This is a genomic window from Caballeronia catudaia, from assembly GCF_001544755.2.
GTDB classification, from domain to species: Bacteria; Pseudomonadota; Gammaproteobacteria; order Burkholderiales; family Burkholderiaceae; genus Caballeronia; species Caballeronia catudaia.
On the sequence record NZ_FCOF02000008.1, the window covers coordinates 1 to 24262 of the forward strand.

Consider the following 24262-nt stretch of genomic DNA (forward strand, 5'->3'; position numbering starts at 1 on the left):
GGCGGCGGCTCAAGTGGTGGTCACGGCGGCGGCGGCAACGGCGGTGGCAATGGCGGCGGTGGCAACGGCGGCGGTCACGGAAGTGGCGGCTCAGGCGGCGGCAACGGCTCGGGCGGCGGCAACGGCTCGGGCGGCGGCAATGGCTCGGGCGGCGGTCACGGCGGCGGCGGCGGTCACGGCGGCGGCGGCAACGGCGGCGGTGGCAATGGCGGCGGCGGCGGCCGCGGCCGATAATCGAGCGGCAGCACTGATCGCCTGATCAGCGCGATTAATCAGCCGATGCTCTTAACCGGGGCATCGGCTGCTTCTATTAGCGCTCTCCCACGCCTCACGAACAATGCTTCGGATAGCTCAAAGAACTACAAACCGAGCGGAACGCACACAGCGAGCGGACAGGAGTCAAACCGCGAATCACTCGCCCCATGTGCATGAAGCAAGCTGGCTTGCCCGAACGCAACAACGCGGATTGCGGCCACAGCGCGCGCGGTCGCACCCGCCAGGATCCAGTCCGAACGGAGCAAATAGCGCCCTCCTGAAATCCCCGTCCGCACCACGCGAAGGTACGCCATACGAACACTGCCCGACGGTCCGAAGCACGCCCTCCAGGCGCGACGCTGGCTGTATCCGAAGGGAAAGCAGGGAAAGCAGGGAAAGCGCGAATAGATCGGAGGCTCTCATGGAACACGCTATCGAAGCGAGCTTCAAGGGCTACCTGCTGACGGGACTGGCGATTCCCGACGGCTCGATGTTCGCATCCCTGCTCATTCTGCGCCTGCCGAACGGCGATCAATTGACGAGCGGCGTTCTGGAACGATTCGTGAACGCGTCGGAGGCCAAGCAGCATGCCGTCGAGTATGGAATCCGGCAGGTCGAGCACTACGAGCGTGTGAGAAGCGATCTCGATGATCAATCAGGGTCGAACGCTCATGAATGACCCGCTGCGCGCTCCCCGTCATACGCCATCGACGGATGCCGATGACGCCAGGCAAATGAGACCGCTCGCCGGGGCGGACGAGCGGTCTCCATGCGGACAGACTCGATGCGCCGTCGCTACTTTCCCGTCGCGGCGTTCTTCTCTTCGGCCTGGCGCTCGCGCCGTCCGGCATCGGCGTCAGCATCGGCAGTCGCGTGTTGCGCGCCGTTGCCGCCTTCCGAATCCTCCGCTTCGAGCGACGTTAACGCCTGCTGCCAGAACTCCTCCGCGCGTCCCTCCGGACTGCCCTCGCGTTCCCAGATTTCATAGGCGCGGCGACGGATGCGGTCCAGCTCTTTCTGCTCGTCCATGACTTCCTCCAATACGCGAAAAATGTGGCGACGACTCCTGAAGTGCCTGCACGCTCACCAGAGCAACGGCCGTGCCTTCACTCGATCGCCATCGTTTCGACCGCATCGCCGATTCGCCCGGCGTCGTCGTAATGCAGCATATGGCCGAGCCCCGGCGTGACCGAAAGCACGCTTTGCCCGATGTCGCCGGAGAGGCGCCCCGACTGCGATGTCGTATCGACAATCGCGTCGTCGCTGCCCCCGAAGATGCGCACCGGTACGGCGATCTTGTGGTACTGCCCGGACATCGCCGCTGCCGCCGGAATCATGAACGCGGCGTCCTGCGCCGTCGCGCGCATCTGCGACGGACGCAAAACGATCTCGCGCGGCACGCTCGCATGAAACTGCGCGGGCGTCTCGCGCGGCGCGAACATGGCGCGCACGGTCGTGTCGTACATCAGGCGCGCGACGACCGGCGAAACGGTGTAACGCATCACGTCGCCGATGAGCGGAATCGCGGCGGGCGCGCTGATCGCAACGTCGGCACGCGCGTTCGGGTAGTAGTAGCCGGCGATGAGCGTCAGCCCGCGAATGTCGATGCGCGCATCGAGCGCCATCGCCAGCGCGACGAGACAGCCGAGCGACTGCCCGACGATCACCGCCCGCGCAAGCCCCATCTTCTTTAACGCACGCTGAAACAGCTCGGCCTGTGCCTGCGGCGTCCACACGCGATCGCGCGGCCGCGTGCTGAATCCGAAGCCCGGACGATCGAAGGCGATGACGCGATGCCGCTGCGCAAGCCGATCGAACAGCCCGCACGCGAGAAAGTCCTGCGCGGTGACCAGATTGCCGTGCAGCAGCACGACGACGGGGCCTTCGCCCTTGTCGAAGTAATGAAGGCGCACGCCATCGACTTCGATGAATTGCCCGGTCGGCGGATAGTCGCGCTCGGCCCGCCGCGCGCGCACGGCGGTCCACGCCGCGATGCCGAGCGACGCGAGGGCTACGCCGCCGATCAGCGGACTGCGAGACGACTTTGTTTCGTTGGGTGAAGATCGCATGCTTTTTCCAGAGAGCGATACAGACGAATCTTGCGCTCGCTTGCAAGCGACGTTCCCGCCGTCCGCGATCACAGCAACCGCGACAGAACCGGCAACATGACGGGCACGACGAACGCCGTGAAGATGCCGTTCAGCCCCATGCCGAGCCCGGCGAACGCGCCCATTTCCTCGCTGACCTGGAACGCGCGCGCCGTGCCGATTCCATGCGACGCGACACCGAGCGCGAAGCCGCGCGCTTCTACATCGGTGACGCGCAGCAGATTCAGAATGCCTCGCGCCGTGACCGCGCCGAACACGCCTGTCGTGATGACCAGCACCGCCGTCAGCGACGGCACGCCGCCGATCGCCTTCGCGACGGCCATCGCGATGGGCGTCGTCGCGGACTTCGGCGCGAGCGATGCGATCGACTGACGGGACGCGCCCAGCAACGCCGCCGCCGAAACCGCCGAGACGATCGCGGTCAGCGAGCCCGCGGCGAGACTCACGACGATCGGCAACGCCAGCCGCTTCAAATTGGGCAACTGCCGGTAGAGCGGCAGCGCCAGCGCGACGGTCGCCGGACCCAGCAGGAAATGGACGAACTGCGCGCCATCGAAATAGGTCTCGTAAGGCGTATCGCTGGTCTTCAGCACGACGACGACAATGGCCACCGCGATCAGCACCGGATTGGCGAGCGGATTGAAACGGCACGCCGCATAGATGCGCTGTGCAATGAGATAGGCGAGCAGCGTGATCGTCAGCCCGAGCAGCGGCGTGGCCGCGAGATACACCCAGATCGCGCCGATGCGCGGCACGCCGGTCATGCCCGTTCTCCCGGCCCGCCGGACAGACGGCGCTGACGCCGCAGCATCGCGCGCATGACGAGCGCGGTCACGGCGATCGCCAATGCGGTGCTGATCGCGACGGACAGCGCGACGGCAAGCACATCGCCGCGCAGCGCACTCGCCGACACCATGATGCCGACGCCCGCCGGCACGAACAGCAGCGACAGATGTTTCAGGATTTCCAGCGCAGTGCCTTCGAGCGTCGCGGCGCTGGCAGGACGCAACGCGACATAGCCGAGCAGCAGAAGCATGCCGACCACCGGCCCCGGCACGGGAATGTGGAACAGATACGAAAGGCCTTCTCCCAGACATTGGAAGACGAGCAAGGTGGCGAGCGCGGCAAGCAAGGCGGTGCTCCGACTATGTTTCGGGGCATGAATGGTCGCACACTTGAAGCGATTCGCCCGCGTTCATGGCAGCGAGGCGGGCGAGCTGTCATCGGCGAACGGCGAAGCATCGGCGATGCCAGCCCGGACGCGCTGATGATTTTGTCGCGCTCAGCCTCGTTTGCTACACGCGTCGGCGCGGACGGACCGGCTCACGCCCCGCGCAAACCTGCTATGTTCGAGTACGTATCGGATGCATTTCGGTTGCATCGTGCGTATTGAACCGTCGTGACACCGGCGAAGCGAGCGGGGCCAAGGCCGCGTCCGCGCGTGAAGGAGCGCAGCACGACAGATTCGTGGTCGAAGGCGAGGCATGGTGCATGCTTGCGCCACTTTACTTTGCGCCATGCTCAACGCGAAAACCATGCAGAAAACGGAACCAGACATGCGCGGCGACGAACCCGGCGACTTCTCCATTCCCGACGACTGGTGCCGCCGGTGGATCAATTGCGTCCGCGACTATGCGGTGATCGGGCTTTCCCCCGAAGGCATCATCGAGACGTGGAACGTGGGCGCGCTTCATATCCACGGCTTTCGGGCCGAGGAAGTCATCGGCCGGTCGTTCGACATCTTCCATGCGCCGGAAGATCGCGCGAGGGGCAGCGCCGCCGCCCTGCTCGACGCCGCGCGGCGCGACGGGCGCGTCGAGGCCGAAGGCTGGCGGCTGCGCAAGTCCGGCTCGCGTTTCTGGGCCAACGTCGTCATCACCGCGCTCATCGACGAAGGCGGCCGCCTGCTCGGGTTCGGGAAGATCGTCCGCGACATGACCGACAAGAGAATCGCGCACGAAGCCGTCGTCGAGAGCGAGCAGCGCTTTCGCATGCTCGTGAACGGCGTGACGGACTACGCGATCTTCATGCTGTCGCCCGAAGGCATCGTGACGAACTGGAACGCGGGCGCGCGGCGCATCAAAGGCTATCTGTCCGATGAAATCATCGGTTCGCACTTTTCGCGTTTCTACACGCCGGAAGATGCGGCGGCCGGGCTGCCGCAACGCGGTCTATCCATCGCGGCGCGCGAAGGACGCTTCGAAGCCGAAGGCTGGCGCGTGCGCAAGGACGGCAAGCGCTTCTGGGCGCATGTCGTGATCGACGCCATCCGCGATGAACACGGCGTGCTCGCCGGCTTCGCCAAGATCACGCGGGATATCACCGAGCGCATGGAAGCCAGCCGCATGCTGGAAGAAACGCGCAAGGCGCTGTTTCAGGCGCAGAAAATGGAGGCCGTCGGCAAGCTGACCGGCGGCGTCGCGCACGATTTCAACAACGTGCTGCAAGTGCTGCGCGGCAATCTCGAACTGCTGGACAGCCGGCATCATCGCGATGCATGGACGCGCGACCGCATCACGAAGGCGATCGAGGCCGTGGAGCGCGGCTCCAAGCTCGCGTCGCAACTGCTGGCGTTCGGCCGCCAGCAGCCGTTGCAGCCCGTGATCATCAACCTGGCGGCGGCGCTGCGCGGCATGGACGATCTGCTGCGCCGCGCGCTCGGCGAAACCGTGCGCGTGGAGACGGTGGTCGCGGGCGGACTGTGGAACACGTCCGTCGATATTCATCAGCTCGAGAACGTCATCCTGAATCTCGCCATCAACGCGCGGGATGCGATGCCCGAGGGCGGCAAGCTGACGATGGAGCTGTCGAACGCCATGCTCGACGATCACTACGTCGCCACCGAGCCCGATGTCGCCGAAGGGCAATACGTGATGCTCGCCGTCACCGATACGGGTACGGGCATGCCGCAGGACGTGCTCGAACGCGCGTTCGATCCGTTCTTCTCGACGAAGACCGAAGGCAAGGGCACGGGTCTCGGCCTGAGCATGGCGTATGGCTTCGTCAAGCAAAGCGGCGGCCATATCAAGATCTACAGCGAGCTCGGCCACGGCACGTCCGTGAAGGTCTATCTGCCACGCTCCACGGGCCAGGCCATCGAGCCGCCGTCGCGTGCGCGCGCCGCGCCGGTGAAGGGCGGCAGCGAAACCATTCTCGTCGTCGAAGACGATCCGAAGGTGCAGTCAACCGCCGTCGATACGCTGACGGGACTCGGCTATCGCGTGCTCAAGGCCGACGACGCGCAACAGGCGCTCACGGTGCTGCGCAGCGGCATCGACGTCGATCTGCTGTTTTCCGACGTGGTCATGCCCGGTCCCGTCAGCAGCACCGAGATGGCGGCGCAGGCTTCACGCATGCTGCCGCGCATGAAAGTGCTGTTCACGTCGGGCTATACGCAGAACGCGATCGTTCACGGCGGCAGGCTCGATCCGGGCGTCGAGCTGTTGAGCAAGCCATACGGCCGCGATCAGCTCGCGCGCAAGGTCCGGCAGATGCTCGACCGTGCGAAGGGCGCGAAGGAAGCGAGCGATCCCCCGGCCACGGCAATGAACGGCGGGCGCACGCTGCGCGTGCTGCTCGTCGACGATGACGCCAATCTTTGCGAAGCGATGAACGAGCAATTGCGTCTGCTCGGCCATGCGTCGACAGCGACGACATCGCCGCATGAGGCACTCGACCGCCTCAAGCAGGAGGCGTTCGACGTGTTGATGACCGACCTCAGCATGCCCGCGATGGACGGCGTCGAACTCGCGCGGCAAGCGGCGCGGGAACGGCCGTCGGTCTGCGTCGTGTTTTCATCGGGCTATGAAATGCCGGCGCTGCCATCCATGTCGTTTCGATGGGCGGCGTTGCGCAAACCCTTCACGCTCGAAGAGCTCGGCGCGGTGCTGCGAGGGTTTCAGGACTGAGCCTTGCGATGCTCACACGGCAACGCGACTCCCGCTGCCTTCGATGGCATACGCGTTGCTGATCCACTTCCGGGCCGATGCCGCCGAACTCATCGGCACAGCGGCCCTCACTTGACGAAGCGGTTCCCGCCGCACGACGCCAGCGCGATTCCGACGCGCTGAGACCGCAGCATCACGGCCGTAAGCGACGCATCCGCGATCCTCTTGGCCGCTGCGGGCAGGACATTTCAACTTTTCGATGATTCGCGCGAAGCCCTGCGAAGGACTTCGCTCGCTCTAAAAAGGAGTCGTTCAAATGTTCGTCCATAACAAACGCCTGCAATACACCGTCCGCGTGGGCGCACCCAATCCAGGCCTCGCCAATCTGCTGCTGGAGCAATTCGGCGGGCCGCAAGGCGAGCTTGCCGCCGCGATGCGCTACTTCACGCAAGCCGTCAGCGAAGATGATCCGGGCCGCAAGGACCTGCTCTTCGATATCGCGACGGAGGAGCTGAGCCATCTGGAAATCATCGGCTCGATCGTCGCGATGCTGAACAAGGGCGCGAAAGGGCAACTTGCCGAGGCCGTCGAACAGGAAGCGGAGCTGTATCGTTCGCTGACCGGCGCTGGCAACGATTCGCACATCACGCAGGTCCTGTACGGCGCGGGCTCGCCGCTGACGAACTCCGCCGGCGTGCCGTGGACTGCCGCGTACATCGACACGATCGGCGAGCCGACCGCCGACCTGCGCTCGAACATCGCTGCCGAAGCGCGCGCGAAGATCGTCTATGAACGGCTCATCAACGTGACGGACGATGCCGGCATCAAGGACGCGCTGGGCTTTCTGATGACGCGCGAAATCGCGCATCAGAAGTCGTTCGAGAAGGCGCTGCACTCGATTCAGCCGAACTTTCCGCAAGGCAAGCTGCCCGGCAATCCGGAGTTCACGAGCGTCTACTACGACCTGTCCAAGGGCGACGACGCGCGCGGGCCGTGGAACCAGGGCAGCGACTGGGAGTTCGTCGAAGATCCGCAACCGGCCGTCGATGGCGGTGACGGCACCGCGACCGTGACCGTGACGGAGCAGGACGTGGAGGTGCTGCAGGCGATGGCATCGCGCACCGCTTCGGACCCGTCTGCCGATCCGACGACCGGCGCGGATCTCGGCGCAGGCAAAGCGAACCTGCTTTAAAAGCCGCAGCCGGCGCCGCCTGAAACGCGAAGGCAGCGCCGGCAACACGTCGCACACTCATTCCCAGGAGGCCCGATGTATTCCGTCATGATGCAACCGTTTTTCTCCGTCGCGCGCGCCAATGTCGAAACGTGGCTGCGCGTCGCGTCCACTTTCGCCAGCGGCATGCGGCAGATCGGTGAACTGAACGAGAAGACGATGCAGTCCGCACTCGCCGACATCCGCACGCCATGGGGCGCGAACGCGGCCGAATCGCCGCTGCCGGCCTTGGTCGTCGGCTTGCCGTGCATGGCCTTCTCGTATGTCAACGATGCCCTGTCGATCGCCAGCGCGACGGCGACGGACCTTGCCTGTGCCGTGGGCAGCGACGCTTCGCAAGCGGACGCGAATACACCGAAGCTCGTGCTCGAAGACGATCCCGAAGCATCCACAAGCGGCGAGACCGCTATCGTCGATGCGAGCGGTGCGGTCGTCGCGCACGTGCGCAGGTGAACGGGGAAATGTGCTGCGCGGGCGAACGCTTCAGCCGGTGTTCTGCCCGTGCTTCGCCTGCACTTTCGCAAGACGGCGCGCGATCTCGGCCGCGGCGCCCGCATCGTCGCTGGCATGCGTGCCGCCTTCCTCTCTCTTCGATGCAAGTTGCAGATAAGCCGCGGCGAGCTTGCGCAGTTCGTCTTCGGTCGCGTCTTCGATGCCGATCAGCTGATTGCTGGCCCGTTTGTGCGACGCCAGCAGCTCGTTCAGCTTCAGATGAAGCGCGACGCTGTCCTTGTTCGCGCTCTGCTGAATGAGAAACACCATCAGGAAGGTGACGATTGTCGTGCCCGTGTTGATGACCAGTTGCCAGCCTTCCGAGAATCTGAAGAAGGGACCGGACACGAGCCACACGACAATGGAGATGACCGCGAGGCCAAACGCGACAGGCGACCCGGCCCAGCGGGTCACGGCGCTCGCGAAGGCATCGAAAGCGCGGGTGACGGGATGCGCTTTCGCGTAACCCGGGCTCGACGTCGACGGAACGGTATCCATCGGCTCGGCATCGGGAAGGGGATTTTGGTGGTTCATGTGCGTCGCCGTTCATTGTCGAATCGACAATTTAGCAACCACAGCTTTCGAGAGATTTACGTTGCTCGATGCCGACGGCGGGAACGACGCGATTCAGAGCGAGCGCTTCGACAGACGCGGCTCGAACCCCGGTTCGCTCGATCGACCTTCCTGTTTGCTTTTTTGTCTAACGGCAGCGCGCCGAACCTGTTCTAACGATTTCGGCTCAGATACCGCTGCGCGAGGGCCTCGTACAACGGCGGCGCGAACATCCTCGACACCTGGCTCGAAATCAATGCCGTAGCCATGAGTGAAAGCACGAGCGCGTGACCATCAATCATTTCGATGACGATCACAAACGCGGTGATAGGGCTCTGCGTGACCGCGGCGAGATAGCCGACCATGCCGAGCGCGATCAGCATCGGCAATTGCATGCCGCCGAACACCAGATGCAGCGCATTGCCGATGCCCGCTCCGATCGCGAGCGACGGCGCGAAAAGTCCGCCGGGCGCGCCGGGAAGATACGATCCGACCATCGACGCCATTTTTAGCAGCGGATAGCTTGCGCCGAGTTGCGTGTTGCCTTCGAGCATGCCGCGCGCTTCCGCATAGCCGCTGCCGAAAGTGTGGCCGCCGGCGGCAACGCCGATCACGGCGATGAATAAACCGCACATCGAACCGAACGCCACCGGATGCGACTCGCGCCAGCCGAGTAGACGCGACGGCATCCAGCGCTGCGTATTCAAAAGCAGCCAGCAGAAGATCCCACCTGCCAGGCCCGTCACGACGCCGAGCAGAATGACGGCGAGCGCGAGTGAATCGGGGAAGTGCCGGGATACCGCGATCGTGCCGAAATACGTGTAGTTGCCCTGCAGCGCGAGCGAAACAACACCGGCAAAGATGATCGCCGTGATCAGCACGCCGCTCGTGCGCTGTTCGAAGCTGCGCGTGAGCTCCTCGATGGCGAAGACCACGCCCGCGAGCGGCGCATTGAATGCCGCCGACAATCCCGCCGCCGCGCCCGCGAGCGCCAGCTTGCGCTCGAGCGCGCCGTTGTGAATGGTGCGCAGGCGCGTGGGGTAGAAGCGGCGCAGGCTGAACATGAGCGCGGCGCCGACATGTATGGTCGGTCCTTCGCGCCCGATGGTGAATCCGCCGAGGATCGACAGAAACGATATGGCGATCTTGCCGACGAGAATCCGGATGGTCAGCAGTCGCGGTCCCAAGGGCCGCCCGTCGTGCAGCACCGCGATGACCTGCGGAATGCCGCTGCCTTCCGCGCCCGGAAAAAACCGGCGCGTCAGCCACACGCCGACTGCCCCGACTGCGGGCGTGAGCAAAAGAGGCAGCCACCAATGAAGGGCCGTGATACGCAGGAAGGCTTCGTACCCGAAGTCGATGAGCCGTGCGTACATGACCGCGATGAGTCCGGTGGCGACCGCGCCGAGCCAGAACACGCCGTAATGCAGCCACAGCCGCCTGCCGCGCAGCAATGTGCGTCGGTCGATGAATCCGGGAATGTGCATCGGAAGGGAAATGAGTTGGTCGAAGCGAATTTAAGGCACATTGTGACATAAATGTGCGTCGCGCTTCGATGCGGCTATCGGATCACGCTTGACTGTCCTCTTGTCCATGACCGAATACCCAGCCGAATGAACCGTAGTGGGCCTTGTGTTCGGCGGCGAGTTTGAGCAGGCAGCGTTCGCCCTTTGCGCTGAGATGCACTTGCACCTGCCGACGATCGGTCTTGTCGGTTTTGCGGATCACGAGTCCCGCCGCTTCGCAACGCGACACCAGCGCGGCAGTGCCATTGGGCGCTGCCTGCAGGCGCTCCGCGAGCTCGCCTACGGTCGCCCATCGGCGCTCCGGAAAGCCTCTTATGTGCAGAAGCAACTGATACTGAAGCGTCGTGATGCCGGCTGCATTGGAGATCTCCTCCGATACGCGCAAGAACTTGCGCAGCTCGTAGCGAAACACCGACATCGCTTCCAGATCGTGTTTGTTCGGGAGGGCGGATGTCTTCTTTGCGTCTGATGGCATGGGCGATCCTGATTCGAGGTTGATGCAGCGACCCGCGCGATCGGGCGCCGGCGGATCATACAGGGTCCTCCCATCCGCCGCCGGGTGCGCTGCATCTTCCTCTTTCCCTCGCTTGCGCGCTACTGCGACATCGCGCCGGATGCCGGATGGTCCTTGCCCATCGCGTCTTGCTTCTTCATGTTGCTGCTCTTGCCCATCGAGTCGTGCGACATGGCGCCCTTCTTCATCGAATCGTTAGACATGCTGTCTTTCTTCATCGTGTCATGCGACATCGCGTCGTTCGACATCGCGCCGCTCGCCTGCGCGAATACCGTCGATGCGCCCATCGCCAGCGCCGCCGCCAGTACTGCCGTCATCAATCGCTTCATCACTGCTCTCCTTGGTGAGTCCAACATGGCATCCGGACGATCCGGAACCGGCTGATGGTGCGGCGCTCAAGACCCGCCGAACCAGTTGTATCCCTGATCGACCCAATAGCCGCCCGGATAGGTATTGGTCACGAATATCTCGACGATGTGTTTCGGGTTCTTGTAGCCGAGCTTGGTCGGCATGCGCAGCTTCATCGGATAGCCGTATTTCGCGGGCAGGCGCTGGCCGTCGTACTCGAAGGTCAAAAGCGTCTGTGGATGCAGCGCCGTGGGCATATCGATGCTTTCGTAGTAGTCGTCGGCGCAGCGAAAGCCGACATACTTCGCCGTCGTGTCCGCGCCCACGCGCCGCAGAAATTCGGCGAACGGCGTGCCGCCCCAGCGCCCGATCGCGCTCCAGCCTTCCACGCAGATATGCCGCGTGATCTGCTCGGCGTGCGGCAGCGCGTACAACTGCGGCAGTGTCCACACGCGCTGTCCCGTCACGAGTCCGCCGACTTTCAGGCGATAGCTGTCGCCGTTCACTTCGGGGACATCGTCGATCCCATAGAACGCGTTGAAGGGAAACGGCCGTGTGAGTTGCGCTTCGGTGTAGGTCGGCGCGAGCCGCGTCGGATCGAAGAGCAGCGCCTGCGCGCGATCGTTGAGGCGCGATACGGCCGTGAGAAATTTGTTGACCGAGTCGCCGTCGGTGATCGAGCAGCCGGTCAGCAGCGAGAGGCCGCCCAGGGTCAGCATGCGCTTGCCGAACAGACGGCGCGACGGCATGTCGAGTTCGCGGCGCGCATCGGCGAGCAAGGATGCGCGATCCACTTCGATGATTCGTTTCTTGTCGGCTTTCATGGCGTATTCCTGGAAGGCATCAGCGGCCGCGCAGCATCGTGAGCAGCGAGCGCGGCACGAGCGCGACCATCGCCACGTGCACGACGACGAACGCCGCCATCAGCGCCATCGCGCAGAAATGCACGACGCGCGCGTTGTCGTAGCCGCCCATCAGTTCGCGCAAGAGCGGGAATTGCACGGACTTCCAGATCGCGAGTCCCGAAAGCACGAGCACGAAAAGATCGACGACGACCGTGAGATACGCGAGTTTCTGCACCGCGTTGTACTGGCGCAGATCGGCGTGCGAGAGCTTGCCCGTCAATGCGCCGATCAGATCGCGCAGCACGGCGCGCGGCGACAGCGGAAAGAACTTCGATACGAAGCGCCCGCTCGCGACGTTGAGCGCGATATAGACGATGCCGTTGAACACCAGCAGCCACATGGCCGCGAAGTGCCACTGCAGCGCGCCGCCGAGCCAGCCGCCGAGCGTGATCGACGGAGGAATGACGATTTGCCGGAACACAGGCGACGCGTCGTAGATGCGCCAGCCGGACAACATCATCACGAGCGCGGCGATCGCATTGAGCCAATGCGTGATGCGCAGCCAGAGCGGATGAATCGGCGGATTGCGCGCATCGGTCGCGTGCATCACATCGAGAGTCGGTTTCGTCGTGTCCATGTCGATCACCGTGACGGGTCGGATACCAGTCAATTCGACAGAGACACGCAACGGGTTACAGCCTCGCACGCGAAAATTTTATTTCGAGAGGTGTAACCGGGGACCGCGGACGAGCGAATTAGCCCGTAAAGGAGCCGGATGACGACGATGGACGACGACCGCGCTATAGTGGCGCATCACCGCTTCGGCTATACCGAAACGATCGATCTGAAAGCGGGCGCCTCGCGCACCGCCGCGGCTGCACGCCGCGCGCACGGATCACCGCCGCACCGTCCCGCCTGCACAGGAGCCACGTTGGAAGACGCGGAAAGCCGCCTGAAAGCGTTATTCGTTCGCGGTCTCGACGGCGACGCCGACGCTTATCGCAGCTTTCTGCAAGCGCTCACGCGGCACTTGCGCGGCTTTCTGCGCAAGCGCATCCCGCAGCTTCATGACGACATCGAAGACCTCGTTCAGGAGATTCTGCTCGCGGTGCACAATGCGCGTCACACCTATCGTCAGGATGAGCCGCTGACCGCCTGGCTTCACGCGATCGCCCGTTACAAGCTGATGGATTTCTTCCGCTCGCGCGCACGCCGCGAATCCCTGAACGATCCGCTCGACGATGACGCCGAGTTGCTGGCCTACACCGACGACGAGCCGGCCCGGGCGCGTCACGACATCGGCAAGCTGCTCGAACATCTGCCCGACAAGCAGCGGCTGCCGATCGTTCACGTGAAGCTCGAAGGCTTGTCGGTGACGGAGACGGCGCGCATCACGGGTCTTTCCGAATCGGCCGTGAAGGTCGGCGTGCATCGCGGTCTGAAAGCGCTCGCCGCGCTCATCCGGGGGCCGCGATGAAAACCGACGATCTCATCGGCCTGCTGTCGAATCAGGTGACGCGCGTCGACCGCAGCGCCGTCGCGCGCCGTTTCGCTGTGGCGCTGCTGCTCGGCGCAGTGGGATCGCTGATCCTGATGGGCGTGGTCTTCGGCGTGCGGCACGACATGAGCACCGTCGCGCGCACGGCCGCATTCTGGGCGAAGCTCGCGTATCCGCTGGCGATTGCGGTCGGCGCGATGCTCGCCGTGATGCGGCTCGGCCGCCCGGGGGCGCGCGCGGGCTATTCGTGGGCGCTCATCGCGTTGCCGTTCGTCGCGGTGTGGCTGGCGAGCCTCTTCGTGCTCGACGGCGCCGCGCCCGACGCACGCCTTTCGCTCGTGCTCGGCCGGACCTGGCGAACCTGCCCGCTCAACATTCTTCTGCTTTCGGCGCCGACGTTTCCCGCCGTGTTCTGGGCCGTCAAATCGCTCGCGCCGACGCAACTGCGGCTTGCGGGCGCCGTCGCCGGTCTGCTCGCGAGTTCGATCGCCACGATCGTCTATTGCCTGCATTGTCCGGAGATGAGTCCCGCGTTCTGGAGCGTGTGGTATGCGATCGGGATGCTGATGCCGGCGGGCATCGGCGCATGGCTGGGACCGAAACTATTGCGCTGGTAGAGAACGGCGCAAAACGCGGCTAGTATTCATTTCGTTGAAGTGCGAGAGCAACGGCGTTCGGCGAGCACATCGATCATGTCAAGCGAATGGAAGCGCCGCGTTACCTTATTCGTCCAGCGATTCTGGCAGCCCACCGGAGCATGTATGAGTTGCATGCCGGGAAGCTGGGGCAACGTCTTGAGCCTTCCTCACTGGAAGGTCGCGTTCGAGACCGGGCTTCTCACTGCGCTCCTCGCGGTGTTGCTGACCTTCACGCCCGCGAATAGGCTCTACGCGAACCGATACGGCAACGCGTTGCTCATCGGGTTGTTGACCATGCTCGGCGACGCCTATGCGCATCCGGGCCACTACGGGGCGCCCTACGTCGAGCATGTGCTGACCGGGGTCGTTTCAGGACTTCTGTCGCTGGCCGCGTCCTATCTTTTCGACGACCGCGCCCGTCGTATCCGCGCGTTTTGGGCGCGTGCATCGAGACTCGTCCGCTAATGCTGCGTCATTCGTTTGCAAATGCGTCGTCGATAGCCTGTAGCGCATGCAGAAAGCCGAAGCGCTTCGTGCGGAATCGATCCGTCTTGTCCACATGAAACGAGCGCCCGTGCGCGGGCGACGAAAAAATTCGAAAACGGCGACGGCTCGCGGCGCGACGCTCGATCAGTTCAACACGCAATTGCAGCAGGCGATTCTGTCGCGCGTGGCGTCGTCGATTTCGAGCTCGATTGTTTAGTCAAGCTACATTGCTTAACCGCTTAAATATCGAAGCGCATTTCCCTTCGTAGCCGATGAGTCCGCAAGAATGACGTATCGTTCCTATGCGGACTGCATAAGATGCCTTGAGACAGCCGCGGTTTCGAGCCCCGACTCCGATCGACCGTTCGATAACACCACGTGCGTCATTCCCGTCGCTTACTCTCAGGAGGGAGAGAATCATGTGCAATCACGTCGGGCATCACAGCGTTCCCTCGATCTACTGCATTCTGCCGCCGCATATGCTCAAGGAAATCGCGAAGAACGGCACGCCTCAGCAACGCTCGGTCGCCGTCGATACCTTGTCGACGGACCATACGTTCCGCCAGATCCGCTCGGTTCAGGCGGCGCTGCTCGCGCCGAAACGCGGCGGGTCCGTGACACCCGTTCCCGCGGTTCCATCCGCACACCGAAGCATTTACACCGCCAATAACACCGAGACACTGCCCGGCAAGCTGGTGAGATCCGAAGGCGCGCCGAAGTCGAACGACGACTGCGTCGACGAGGCCTACGACGGGCTCGGCGCGACCTTCGAGTTCTATCTGGAAATTTTCCACCGCAATTCCATCGACGACGCGGGCATGCCATTGACCGGCACGGTGCATTACGGCGACAAGTACGACAATGCCTTCTGGAACTCCCAGCAGATGGTGTTCGGCGATGGCGACGGCACGCTGTTCAATCGCTTCACCATCGCGATCGACGTCATCGGGCATGAACTGACGCACGGCGTCACCGAGCATACGGCCGGTCTCGCTTACTCCGGGCAGGCTGGCGCGCTCAACGAATCCGTGTCGGACGTGTTCGGCTCGCTCATCAAGCAGTACGCGCTGAAGCAGAAAGCGGACACGGCGGACTGGCTCATCGGTGCGGGACTGCTCGCGAGCGGCGTGAAAGGCGTCGCACTGAGGTCCATGAAAGAACCCGGAACCGCTTACGATGATCCCGTGCTGGGCAAGGACCCCCAGCCGGCAGACATGGCTCATTACGTGAATACGTCGCAGGACAATCATGGCGTTCACATCAACTCGGGCATTCCCAATCGCGCGTTCTGCCTGGCGGCGCTCGGCATCGGCGGCTATGCGTGGGAGAAGGCCGGACGCGTCTGGTACGAGACCCTGAACGATTCGCACATCAAGCCGACCGCCAATTTCAAGACCTTCGCGCGGCTCACGGTGTCCAATGCCAATCGGCTCTACGGCGCCAGCAGCGCCGAGTCGAAAGCCATCAGCAAGGCCTGGGACACGGTTGGTGTACTGTGAGTCGGGCGACAGGCATGTGGGCCCGCCAACTGGCCGGGCTCACATTGTCCTGTCTCGTTGCGGCGGGCTGTACGGCCCATAGCGCGCAGAAGAAGGAGCTGCCGATGCAAGCGGAACTGTTCATCGACGGAGGCGTGGGGTTTTTTCCCGGTCTCGCGCGGCCAATCGTGCTCGACGAGGACGCTCTGTCGGCTGAAGAACGCGACGAGCTTTCGCGGCTCGTGTCCGCCGCCCGCGCGGAGCCGGTCGCCGCGCGCGGAGCGGCATCGAAGCCAGTGCCGGACGGGCGGACTTATCGCATTCGCATCACGTCACCGGACGGAACGAAGGAGCTGAGCAGCGCCGATCCTTCCGTTCCCCCCGCGTTTTCAGCGCTGATGGCGTTCATCAAACAGCGCGGGCACCGCTGAGCGCGTGAGCCGCTCCCTGAGTTCAAGGCGAAATCTGCCTGAAAAACCGCACGATCTCCGTGGTCGCACTCGGACCGCGGAGGTCGGTGTAGGTGCCGTCGGGATGCCCGCCCGACCATGCGTGATCGAGGCCATGAACCAGCCACTGCTCGCCGACGAGCGCGCCGCGCTGGTCGCGAAAGACTCGCCGGGTGTACGCATGATGCGTCGCTTCGGGATCGATGCGCATCGAGTCGGCCGGTTCGATGCCGTCGGCATCGCCATACAACATCTGGTTCATCGCCACGATCTGATCGCCATTGCGCGGATGCACCGTGTTGTCGGCATCGCCGTGAAAGACGATCAACGGCACCGCGCGCCGTGTTTGCCCTTCGGATAGCAACTCGGGCAAGCGGATTTTCCCTTTCCCGTCGTTCATTGCGCACAGGGCCGAAAGTTGCTCGTCAGCGACCCCGAATGCTATGCCCGAGTGAATCGCGGCAGCGGCATAGAGTTCCGGATGCGTGACCGCGAGATTGACGGCCATCGCGCCACCAGCAGACATTCCGGCAACGTAGACGCGAGCACCATCGACGTTGTACGTCTCCATGACTTGCCGCGTGAGCGCCGCGATCGTCGCCGTCTCGCCATCCTCGCGCGTCTGATTCGCAGGCCGAAACCAGTTCCAGCAGCGCAGCGGATTGGCGCTTTCCGACTGTTCCGGGTAGACGACGATGTAGCCCTCGTCTTCGGCCACGGTATTCATGCCGGTTCCCGCCGCGAAATCGTCGGGATCCTGCTGCGCGCCGTGCAGCATGACGATGAGCGGCAGCGGCTGACCACGGTAACGGCTCGGGATGAAGATCTTGAAGCATTGCGTATCATCGCCGACATCGAAGCGCTGGCTGAGCCACTGCGGCGATCCCGTCGATACGAATCTTTCCTCGAACCGCGCAGCCGTGCGCTTCTCGTGGGCCTTCTCCGCTCGTTCGGCTCGCGGCTCGGCTCGCTGTCGATCCGCGGGACTCGCGACCGCTGTCTCCGTATCGCCGATGAATTGCGCGCCGGACCGAATCGGCGCGTATCCAAAGAGTGACCAAAACGTGTTCGCCGGGCCGAAAGGGTCAAAAATGTTCATCTGTTTCCCATTGGTAGTGAAGCCGTGCCCAATGACAGGCGATAAAAGGTCTCGAGTCCCCGACTCGGGCAAAGGTCTCACACGCTCCGATAGGCCACGGTGCGCACAGCCACGCTCGTGCGCAGTGACTCGGACGAATGATCTGGAGACCGGGCGATGCTTGAGATGGCAAGCGGCGTGCCAACCCGCCCTCGCAGTCGGGGCTGTCGCAGGACCGAAGCCTGCCGCCGATGATCCCGGACAATAAAGTCGGTCATAACCGCCTCGCTCAACTTTGTGCCTGTGCGTAGCTTTTCGTGGGCGAGGCATAGCGGTTATATCGAAAAACGCCGACTCGTTGGTCGGCGTAAAAGTCCCGTCGAGGTACTCAGGAAAGCCACGTCGGCAGCTTCGTCTCCCGACGCCCCGTGCATGCGACTTCGACGCAATCGGCCAGGCTGCCGAAACGTACTCGCCTTCCGACCAGCCCCGGCGCGTAATGCGCGTACTTTCCGGAGTTCGTCATCAACGTGGACGTCTTTTCGGGGATCACGGGTTCGCCCAGCATGCACCAACAGGTATCCGTGATCAGCGTTGCACCAAAGTCGCGCAGTATGGCCAGATAACCCGCTTCGTTCGCTTGTTCGTTGATGTGACGTCCCATCGTCACAACCACCTCGGTATCGGGACACTTCTCGCGCCCGCTGCACAACTCGGCGAGGCGTTGACACTCCGTGATGGAAAAGTGCGGATTACCGAGGGAGATGAGCTGCACGGCTTCTTCCGGCGAGCTATCGAGTTCACGCCAGGCGCGAGCGAGATCGCTCCGATGCACGGTGATCCGTCGACGCGGAACGCCCCCTCCCGACGCCACTTCGACGCTCGGAGCTTCGGGCGTTATGCCGACGATGTGAAACATCGGAGCCGCTGACGTTGTGGCGAAGGCGGCGCTGAACGCCTTCAGATCGTCCAGACTGGGCGCCGCCTCCTCGAGCCCGCATATAAGGGGATTTCGGTGGTTGCCAGCAAGCCGGCGTGATAGCCCAGCAACGGATAGAACGCGTCATCCGCGCCTTCCGGTTTCTGCACGTCGAGTCGCAGCGTTGCCTTTCGTCCGTCATCGACATGACTGCCGATAAGTGGCGCGCGCCCCGTCAAGGCGATGCAGATGTCCAGGTAATCGGGATATTTCTGCGTCCGCGCTCCCAACACGCTGTTTGCGAACACCACGGCATTCGACTCGGCCCATACGATCTGTTCGCCAAAAGCGGGCTTGGAATCGAGGAGGTAAGGCGCGCACGTGAAACTGACCTTCGCGCCCATCTGCAAGTACGCATCGCCCAAAGCGCTCGCTGGTTCACCGAGCGCCGGGTCGATGCCCAGTTCCCGCCATCTTCTCTGGTCTACGGAAATCGAGTTGAGCGTAGTCGGAACCTGCACCTTTGCGCCCCAGTTCACCAGTTGGCGGGCAAAGCGAAGACTTGCGTGCCCCGTGTAGATGCAGCCATCGATATGAGCTTGCTTTACATCGATGAGCTCGCGAGCGCCTTGAAGCTGCGCCACTTTCAGGATCAGTTGCATTGCGACCTGAGCGGCCTTGCCCTGCTGCCCTTGCAGCGTTTCATGGTCTGCTGCGCTGAGAGTAATCAGAGCCTCCGGAACAGATGTGGAAGCCGTGGCCGCCGACGGACGCGACCACGCGGACGAAGGATGGTCGGCTAGCAAAGTCACCGTTCCTTCTTCGATCCTCACTCCAGGCACGCCTTCCAACCGTGCGAAAGCTTCCCGACCGATCGAGAGCACTGGAAACGACTTCCCGAAGATCACCTGAGCGACCAGGACGCCAAGCGTCAGTATTTCGTCCGGTTCGGCCAGGATCAGTCCGGCGGGCGCGTGTCCATTCAGTATGAGCTCGAGCATCACGCTGCTGCCCGTGCATGAGCCCCGGCCGCTGGGGATGGCAAGGACCTTGCCGTCTATGAACGCTCCGCTCAGCGGATGGTGCCGATCGATGACTTCTCCCGTGAAGGGTTCTACTCCGCCCCAGAAACTCAGTCCGACCGTCGAGTAGACCAGACCCGATTGCGCGCTGCCCCCGACGAGACTGCGTCCTTCGATTTGCCTCGCAGCATCGAGTTCATAGTTCGACAACATGTGATACGCCCTATAGTGTGAGACAGCGGAATGCGGTTTGTATAAAATATTCCACGTGAACGACACTGTCAACCGCACGCCGGACCGTCAGCGCGAACCGCCCATGAACTGCAGACCTTACACTGCAAAGAGCTGAGGCACATAGTGCTAACACTGAGCATTATCATTTTGTATAAAATATTCACTTGCGTTAAGATTCTTCCGTGGGTCGACCGCTGTCACGAATCCCCGCCTTCTTGCTGACCACGGTTTCCCGTGTGTGGCCTCGTACATGACTTCCGAACCCTCTAACGAATGTTTGAAGGAAACACGATGAGCGACAACATCTTCACTGGCACTATCCCCGCCCTCATGACGCCTTGCACGGCCGACCGCACCCCCGACTACGATGCGCTCGTCAAGAAGGGCCGCGAACTGGTCGACATCGGCATGAACGCGGTGGTCTACTGCGGCTCGATGGGCGATTGGCCTCTGCTCACCGAAGCACAGCGTCAGGAAGGCGTCGCGCGTCTGGTGGCCGCTGGCATCCCGACGATCGTCGGGACGGGCGCCGTCAATTCGAAGGAAGCGGTCTCTCACGCAGCACACGCGGCCAAAGTCGGCGCGAGCGGCCTGATGGTGATTCCGCGCGTGCTGTCGCGCGGCGCTTCGCCGGCTGCGCAGAAGGCACACTTCTCCGCCATCCTCGAAGCCGCACCGCACCTGCCCGCCGTCATCTACAACAGCCCGTACTACGGTTTCGCGACGCGCGCCGATCTGTTCTTCGAACTGCGCGCGAAATATTCCAATCTCATCGGCTTCAAGGAATTCGGCGGTGCCGCGGACATGCGTTACGCGGCCGAGCACATCACCAGCCAGGATGACGAAGTCACTTTGATGGCCGGCGTCGACACGCAGGTATTCCACGGCTTCGTCAACTGCGGCGCGACCGGCGCCATTACCGGCATCGGCAATGCATTGCCGCGTGAAGTGCTGCAACTGGTCGAACTGTGCCGCAAGGCCGCCCAGGGCGATGTGACTGCACGCCGTCAGGCGCGGGAGCTCGAGTCGGCGCTGGCCGTGCTCTCGTCATTCGACGAAGGGACCGATCTGGTGCTGTACTACAAGTATCTGATGGTCCTCAACGGCGACGCGGAGTACACGCTTCACTTCAACGAAACGGACGTGCTCGGCGATGCCCAGCGTCGCTATGCCGAAACCCAGTACGCGTTGTTCCGCAACTGGTACGCGGGCTGGTCGAAAGAGGTCAATGCGTAAGGCATACATATCCGCCATGAATTCCACTGTCACGAGCTCACGGCTCCAGGCGACGACCGTCGCAGAACAGGCTGCCGACGCACTACGCCGCAAGATCCTCTCGGGCGAGTTGCCCGAGGGTTTCCAGCTTCGACAAGATGCGCTCGCTGCCGAGTTCGGCGTGAGTCGCATTCCCGTGCGGGAAGCGCTCGTTCAACTCGAAGGGGAAGGACTGGTTCGGATCGTTCCTCATAAGGGCGCTGTCGTATCCGAGCTGTCCATCGCTGAAATCAGTGAACTGTTCACACTGCGTGGGTTGCTGGAGCCTATCCTGCTGAAAAAGTCGGCCCCGAAGCTGACCCAGGCGGATTTCGCGGAACTCGATGCGATACTCGCCGAGTACAAGGAAGAGTTGCACGCTCAGCATCCGGCGCGGTGGGGCGAACTGAACACGCGTCTGCACGATGTACTGATGTCACGGGCAGAACAGCCTCGCACGCTTTCTATTGTGACGAGCCTTCTGCAACAGACCGATCGCTATACGCGCCTGCAGTTGTCTCTCAGCGCGGAAAGCTGCCGCCGTGCAGAGGAAGAGCACGGCGAACTCGTGCGTTTGTGCAGGACGGGAGACGTGCGTGCGGCTGCCGCTCTTCTGAAGCGCCATATCGATCACGCGCGCGAAGAGCTCGAAGCATTCATCCTGTCGCGCAGGCGGCTCTGACGGACGCGTCACAATAACCGGCGCCGTCACCACTCCTTCGCGTTCCTCGATGATTTCCTCGTAATCCACGTCGCAGTTCTGGCTGTTGATGTGGTGCTTCCACGTTTTCTCGAGCTGACGAAGGTTGCCCTCCTTGAGCGCCGCGAGCAATTCGTGATGCTCCGCGACAGCTCGCATCTCATCAATCTGTTCAAGCGCGAATTCAATGTCACGCCGGCCAGGTTAAGGAAGATTCGCTCGGATTTCGGAGTTCATTGAACCGAGCCAAGCTGCGCGCTGACGAGCGCATGCGTGCAATGTGCAGACGAATCAATTTACTTGACATCTAAACTATCAAAACCTAAATTATCGATTCGAGGAAACACAGTCGGAGAGCAAGCATGCGCATCGTCTGCATCGGCGGGGGCCCGGCGGGCCTGTATTTCGGCCTTTTGATGAAGCACCGCCACCCGGAATACGACATCACCGTCGTCGAGCGCAACCGCGCCTACGACACCTTCGGGTGGGGCGTCGTCTTCTCCGACCAGACGCTCGGCAATCTGCGCGCGGCGGACCCGCAAAGCGCCGACGCCATTCTCGACGCCTTCAATCACTGGGACGACATCGAAGTCCATATCGGCGGCCGCACGATCCGCTCGTCGGGCCATGGTTTCTGCGGCATTGGCCGCAAACGTCTGCTGAATATCCTGCAAGCGCGCTGCGAGGAACTCGGCGTCAAGCTCGTCTTCGAAACGCAAGTCGTGAACGACGACGACTACGACGCCGATCTCATCATCGCGAGCGACGGCGCGAACAGCGTGATCCGTCAGAAATACGCATCGACGTACCGGCCCGACATCGATATGCGCGATTGCCGCTTCGTATGGCTCGGCACCAACAAGTGCTTCGACGCCTTCACCTTCGCGTTCGAAAAAACCGAATGGGGCTGGTTCCAGGCGCATGCCTATCGTTTCGATGAAAGCACCTCGACGTTCATCGTCGAAGCGCCGGAGCGCGTATGGCGCGCGGCAGGCCTTGCCGACATGAGCAAGGAAGAAGGCATCGCGTTCTGCGAGAAGCTCTTCGCGAAGTATCTCGACGGTCATGCGCTGATGTCGAACGCCACGCATCTGCGCGGCTCCGCGCAATGGATTCGCTTCCCGCGCGTCGTGAATCGTGAATGGGTGCATTGGCGCGAAGACACAAACGGCAAGCGCACGCCTATCGTGCTGATGGGCGATGCGGCGCACACCGCGCACTTCTCCATCGGCTCGGGCACGAAGCTCGCGCTCGAAGATTCGATCGAGCTCGCGAACAGCATCGACACCGCGTTCGCGAAGCAGGAAGGCGACCTCGAAGGGGCGCTCGCGCATTACACGCAGGTGCGCAGCGTCGACGTGTTGCGCATTCAGAACGCGGCGCGCAATTCGACGGAATGGTTCGAGCACGTCGACCGTTACGCATCGTTCGAGCCGGAGCAGTTCGCGTATTCGCTGCTCACGCGCTCGCAGCGCATCTCGCATGAAAACCTGCGCGAACGCGACGCGCGTTATCTCGCTTCGTTCGAAGACTGGCTCGCCGCGCGCGCGGGCATCGAACGCGAGACGCAGCGGCGTTCCGTTCCGCCGATGTTCACGCCCTTCACGCTGCGCGGGCTCACGCTGAAGAACCGCGTCGTCGTGTCGCCGATGGCGCAATACTCCGCCGTCGATGGCGTCGCGGGCGACTATCACCTGATGCATCTCGGCGCGCGCGCAATGGGCGGCGCCGCGCTCGTGATGACGGAGATGACCTGCGTGTCGCCGGAAGCGCGCATCACGCCGGGATGCCCCGGCATGTATGCGCCGGCGCATCTCGACGCTTGGAAGCGCATCGTCGGTTTCGTGCATGCGCAAACGGATGCGAAGATCGGCATGCAGCTCGGTCACGCGGGCGCGAAAGCATCGACGCGCGTGAGCTGGGAAGGCATCGATCAGCCGCTTCCGGATAACAACTGGCCGCTCGTGTCCGCATCACCGCAACAATATGTGCGCGATGTGAGCCAATGGTCGCGCGAGGCATCGCACGAAGAACTTCGCGAGATCGAAGCGCAATTCGTGCGCGCGACCGAAATGGCCGCGCAAGCGGGTTTCGACTGGCTCGAACTGCACTGCGCGCACGGCTACTTCCTGTCGAGCTTCCTGTCGCCGCTGACCAATCATCGCACCGATGCCTACGGCGGCTCGCTCGAAAACCGGCTGCGCTATCCGCTCGAAGTCTTCACCGCGATGCGCGCGGCGTGGCCGCAGGACAAGCCGATGTCGGTGCGTATTTCGGCGCACGATTGGGTCGATGGCGGCACGACGCCCGACGATGCCGTCGAGATCGCGCGCGCCTTCAAGGCCGCGGGCGCGGACATGATCGACGTGTCCTCGGGTCAGGTCAGCAAGGAAGAACAGCCCGTGTATGGCCGCATGTTCCAGACGCCGTTCGCCGATCGCATCCGCAACGAAGCGGGCATCGCGACCATCGCGGTCGGCGCGATATCGGAGGCGGATCACGTGAACAGCATCATCGCGGCGGGACGCGCGGACCTGTGCGCGGTGGCGCGTCCGCATCTCGCGAATCCCGCGTGGACCTTGAACGAAGCGGCGAAGATCGGTTACTTCGATGTCGCGTGGCCGAAGCAATACGCCGCCGCGAAATCGCAACTCGAACGCAATCTGGAACGCGAACGCGCGATGGCCGCCGGCAATGCGGGCCTCACGCCGCAAGAACGCGCGCAACGCGCCGAAGGAACGGTTTGAT

Annotated in this window: 24 protein-coding genes and 1 pseudogene; 13 read left to right on the forward strand and 12 right to left on the reverse strand. The window is 63.1% G+C overall.

The genetic code is table 11. The features are described 5' to 3' along the window. The coding region (locus AWB75_RS37680; protein ID WP_200822963.1) for a hypothetical protein at window positions 1-234 on the forward strand (234 nt) is incomplete at its 5' end. Window positions 235-676: 442 nt separating this feature from the next. Beyond that, window positions 677-934 carry a hypothetical protein gene (locus tag AWB75_RS10780; protein WP_061124080.1) on the forward strand — a complete coding sequence of 86 codons (258 nt, stop codon included), beginning with the start codon at window positions 677-679 and terminating at the stop codon, window positions 932-934. A 116-nt stretch (window positions 935-1050) separates the two neighbouring features. Here the strand turns inward: AWB75_RS10780 and AWB75_RS10785 are convergent, their stop codons facing one another. From AWB75_RS10785 to AWB75_RS10800, 4 genes are all read right to left on the reverse strand, one after another. Continuing rightward, window positions 1051-1284, reverse strand: coding sequence for a DUF2934 domain-containing protein (locus AWB75_RS10785; RefSeq protein WP_061124081.1), 234 nt, complete (start codon window positions 1282-1284; stop codon window positions 1051-1053). Window positions 1285-1361: 77 nt separating this feature from the next. After that, entirely contained in the window at window positions 1362-2324 is a 963-nt protein-coding gene (locus AWB75_RS10790) for an alpha/beta fold hydrolase (protein WP_061124082.1), read from the reverse strand. A 68-nt stretch (window positions 2325-2392) separates the two neighbouring features. Continuing rightward, the gene (locus AWB75_RS10795) at window positions 2393-3127 is read right to left on the reverse strand and encodes an LrgB family protein (RefSeq protein WP_061124083.1); all 735 of its coding nucleotides are present in this window, start codon (window positions 3125-3127) and stop codon (window positions 2393-2395) included. After that, window positions 3124-3495: a CidA/LrgA family protein gene (locus tag AWB75_RS10800; protein ID WP_061124084.1), complete on the reverse strand. Its 372-nt coding sequence runs from the start codon at window positions 3493-3495 to the stop codon at window positions 3124-3126. Before AWB75_RS10800 ends, AWB75_RS10795 begins: the two co-directional genes overlap by 4 nt. A gap of 403 nt (window positions 3496-3898) precedes the next feature. Here AWB75_RS10800 and AWB75_RS10805 point away from each other — a divergent pair, with 403 nt between their 5' ends. From AWB75_RS10805 to AWB75_RS10815, 3 genes are all read left to right on the forward strand, one after another. Further along, entirely contained in the window at window positions 3899-6271 is a 2373-nt protein-coding gene (locus AWB75_RS10805) for a hybrid sensor histidine kinase/response regulator (protein WP_407642143.1), read from the forward strand. Between the two features lie 295 nt (window positions 6272-6566). Beyond that, on the forward strand, window positions 6567-7442 hold the full coding sequence (locus tag AWB75_RS10810) for a manganese catalase family protein (RefSeq protein ID WP_061124085.1): 876 nt from the start codon (window positions 6567-6569) through the stop codon (window positions 7440-7442). Between the two features lie 75 nt (window positions 7443-7517). Continuing rightward, the gene (locus AWB75_RS10815) at window positions 7518-7934 is read left to right on the forward strand and encodes a hypothetical protein (protein ID WP_061124086.1); all 417 of its coding nucleotides are present in this window, start codon (window positions 7518-7520) and stop codon (window positions 7932-7934) included. A gap of 30 nt (window positions 7935-7964) precedes the next feature. Here the strand turns inward: AWB75_RS10815 and AWB75_RS10820 are convergent, their stop codons facing one another. The 6 genes from AWB75_RS10820 to AWB75_RS10845 all read right to left on the reverse strand — a co-directional run bounded on the left by AWB75_RS10820 (window position 7965) and on the right by AWB75_RS10845 (window position 12395). Next, window positions 7965-8507: a low affinity iron permease family protein gene (locus tag AWB75_RS10820; protein WP_061124087.1), complete on the reverse strand. Its 543-nt coding sequence runs from the start codon at window positions 8505-8507 to the stop codon at window positions 7965-7967. Between the two features lie 191 nt (window positions 8508-8698). Further along, window positions 8699-10012, reverse strand: coding sequence for a chloride channel protein (locus AWB75_RS10825; RefSeq protein ID WP_061124088.1), 1314 nt, complete (start codon window positions 10010-10012; stop codon window positions 8699-8701). Window positions 10013-10094: 82 nt separating this feature from the next. Next, window positions 10095-10526, reverse strand: coding sequence for a MarR family winged helix-turn-helix transcriptional regulator (locus AWB75_RS10830; RefSeq protein WP_061124089.1), 432 nt, complete (start codon window positions 10524-10526; stop codon window positions 10095-10097). 119 nt (window positions 10527-10645) lie between these two features. After that, window positions 10646-10894 carry a pentapeptide MXKDX repeat protein gene (locus AWB75_RS10835; RefSeq protein ID WP_061124293.1) on the reverse strand — a complete coding sequence of 83 codons (249 nt, stop codon included), beginning with the start codon at window positions 10892-10894 and terminating at the stop codon, window positions 10646-10648. A gap of 66 nt (window positions 10895-10960) precedes the next feature. Next, window positions 10961-11737, reverse strand: coding sequence for a molybdopterin-dependent oxidoreductase (locus AWB75_RS10840; protein WP_061124090.1), 777 nt, complete (start codon window positions 11735-11737; stop codon window positions 10961-10963). A 19-nt stretch (window positions 11738-11756) separates the two neighbouring features. Then, window positions 11757-12395 carry a cytochrome b/b6 domain-containing protein gene (locus AWB75_RS10845; protein ID WP_061124294.1) on the reverse strand — a complete coding sequence of 213 codons (639 nt, stop codon included), beginning with the start codon at window positions 12393-12395 and terminating at the stop codon, window positions 11757-11759. 294 nt (window positions 12396-12689) lie between these two features. On the opposite strand from AWB75_RS10845, the gene AWB75_RS10850 reads away from it, so the two are divergent. The 5 genes from AWB75_RS10850 to AWB75_RS10875 all read left to right on the forward strand — a co-directional run bounded on the left by AWB75_RS10850 (window position 12690) and on the right by AWB75_RS10875 (window position 16289). Beyond that, window positions 12690-13235 carry a sigma-70 family RNA polymerase sigma factor gene (locus AWB75_RS10850; RefSeq protein ID WP_061124295.1) on the forward strand — a complete coding sequence of 182 codons (546 nt, stop codon included), beginning with the start codon at window positions 12690-12692 and terminating at the stop codon, window positions 13233-13235. Next, window positions 13232-13873: a DUF1109 domain-containing protein gene (locus tag AWB75_RS10855; protein WP_061124091.1), complete on the forward strand. Its 642-nt coding sequence runs from the start codon at window positions 13232-13234 to the stop codon at window positions 13871-13873. The genes AWB75_RS10850 and AWB75_RS10855 overlap by 4 nt, the downstream gene beginning before the upstream one ends. Before the next feature lie 75 nt (window positions 13874-13948). After that, window positions 13949-14359 (forward strand): hypothetical protein, encoded by a 411-nt coding sequence (locus AWB75_RS10860; protein ID WP_061124092.1) that lies wholly within the window; start codon window positions 13949-13951, stop codon window positions 14357-14359. Window positions 14360-14799: 440 nt separating this feature from the next. Further along, a complete protein-coding gene (locus tag AWB75_RS10870) occupies window positions 14800-15879 on the forward strand; it encodes a M4 family metallopeptidase (RefSeq protein WP_061124093.1) in 1080 nt (359 codons plus the stop codon). 104 nt (window positions 15880-15983) lie between these two features. Continuing rightward, window positions 15984-16289, forward strand: a complete 306-nt coding sequence (locus AWB75_RS10875) for a protealysin inhibitor emfourin (RefSeq protein ID WP_061124094.1) — start codon at window positions 15984-15986, stop codon at window positions 16287-16289. A gap of 22 nt (window positions 16290-16311) precedes the next feature. Here AWB75_RS10875 and AWB75_RS10880 read toward each other — a convergent pair whose 3' ends face one another. Beyond that, a complete protein-coding gene (locus tag AWB75_RS10880; protein ID WP_061124095.1) occupies window positions 16312-17406 on the reverse strand; it encodes an extracellular catalytic domain type 1 short-chain-length polyhydroxyalkanoate depolymerase in 1095 nt (364 codons plus the stop codon). Between the two features lie 367 nt (window positions 17407-17773). Continuing rightward, a pseudogene (lhpI, locus tag AWB75_RS10885) lies at window positions 17774-19539 on the reverse strand (cis-3-hydroxy-L-proline dehydratase). Window positions 19540-19851: 312 nt separating this feature from the next. Between lhpI and AWB75_RS10890 the strand changes: the two are divergent. From AWB75_RS10890 to AWB75_RS10900, 3 genes are all read left to right on the forward strand, one after another. Further along, complete coding sequence (locus AWB75_RS10890) at window positions 19852-20796, forward strand: dihydrodipicolinate synthase family protein (protein ID WP_061124296.1); 945 nt, start codon at window positions 19852-19854, stop codon at window positions 20794-20796. A gap of 16 nt (window positions 20797-20812) precedes the next feature. Further along, the gene (locus AWB75_RS10895) at window positions 20813-21496 is read left to right on the forward strand and encodes a GntR family transcriptional regulator (RefSeq protein ID WP_087086583.1); all 684 of its coding nucleotides are present in this window, start codon (window positions 20813-20815) and stop codon (window positions 21494-21496) included. A gap of 380 nt (window positions 21497-21876) precedes the next feature. Continuing rightward, entirely contained in the window at window positions 21877-24261 is a 2385-nt protein-coding gene (locus AWB75_RS10900) for a bifunctional salicylyl-CoA 5-hydroxylase/oxidoreductase (RefSeq protein ID WP_061124098.1), read from the forward strand. Window position 24262 lies beyond the last annotated feature (1 nt).